Raw genomic sequence first — 1,076 nt, forward strand, 5'->3', positions numbered from 1 at the left:
GCGCGCCCCGGGGTCCGTCGTGGGCCCGGCCAGCACGAGCGACCCCACCTCGTCGGGCGCGCGCACCGCGGCCTCGGCGACCACCTGCGTTCCGAGGGAGAGCCCGAGCAGGCAGGGCCGCTCGATCCCGCGGACGCGGAGCCACGCGAGGAGGGAGTCCGCGAGTCCGGTGACCGTGGGCGCGTGGTCGGGTGCGGTGCTCGCGCCGAACCCCGGCAGGTCGACGGCCCAGGCGGGCGTCCTTCCCTCCAGGGCCCTGACCACGGGCAGCGTCTGGCGTGAGGAGATCCCCGCGCCGTGCACGCAGACCACCGGCGGCCCCTGTCCGGGTACGTGCCACCAGGCCATCGACGCGCGTCCGACCCCGTCCGTGCCCCTGAGGGCCTCCATGCCTACCCCCGAACGACCTCCTCGGCACCGGTCATGTGGTCGCCACAACTACCCAGGGCCCCCGCCTTCAACCCACTCCCCCGTCGAGGCGTGTGGAGACGCCGCGGGGCGGTCAGGGAGGTACACGCAAGGGTGTGCGCGCGAAGGGAGCCAGGTGATGGGCAGGAAGTCGGATTCGCCTCCGAAGCACCCGTGGTTGAGGGGGGCCGTGCGGGGTGTCGCGGGTGCGATGGCCATGAGCGGTATGCGGCAGGTGGAGGTCGGAGCGGGGTTCGTGCGGCGCACACCGCCCGAGGCCGTCCTGGCGGAGGGCGTGCCCGCCCTGCTGGAGAGCGTTCCCCCGGAGCGGAGGAAGGCCGCGATCGAGCTGGCGCACTGGGGGTACGGGGCGGCGGCGGGTACCGTCTTCGCGCTGCTGCCGCGCCGGGTGAGGCGGTGGCGGCTGGCCGGCCCGGTCTTCGGGGTGGCGGTCTGGAGCGCGTACGAGCTGGCCGTCGCCCCCGCGCTCGGCCTCGCCCACGCGCGCGGGCACCGGCCCCGGGAGCGGTGGGCGTTCCTGTTCGACCACGTGGTCTTCGGGCTCATGGTCGGGGAGGCGCCCGAGAGCGTGGTGGCCGGAACCGGCGGCTCCGGGGACGACGCGCAGGAGGGGTGCTGCTGCGGGGGCCACGGGAGTGCCGGGGGCC

Annotated in this window: 2 protein-coding genes; one reads left to right on the forward strand and one right to left on the reverse strand. The window is 75.9% G+C overall.

Annotated features, from left to right (window positions below):
* Positions 1 to 390 (reverse strand): alpha/beta fold hydrolase (locus tag DQW06_RS28105; protein ID WP_117199614.1); only part of this gene is annotated, 390 nt, incomplete at its 3' end.
* 235 nt (positions 391 to 625) lie between these two features.
* Here DQW06_RS28105 and DQW06_RS28110 point away from each other — a divergent pair.
* Positions 626 to 1,076 (forward strand): hypothetical protein (locus DQW06_RS28110; protein WP_370449154.1); only part of this gene is annotated, 451 nt, incomplete at its 3' end.

Origin of the sequence: Nocardiopsis sp. TNDT3, from assembly GCF_003427465.1 — a bacterium.
Lineage (GTDB): Bacteria > Actinomycetota > Actinomycetes > Streptosporangiales > Streptosporangiaceae > Nocardiopsis > Nocardiopsis dassonvillei.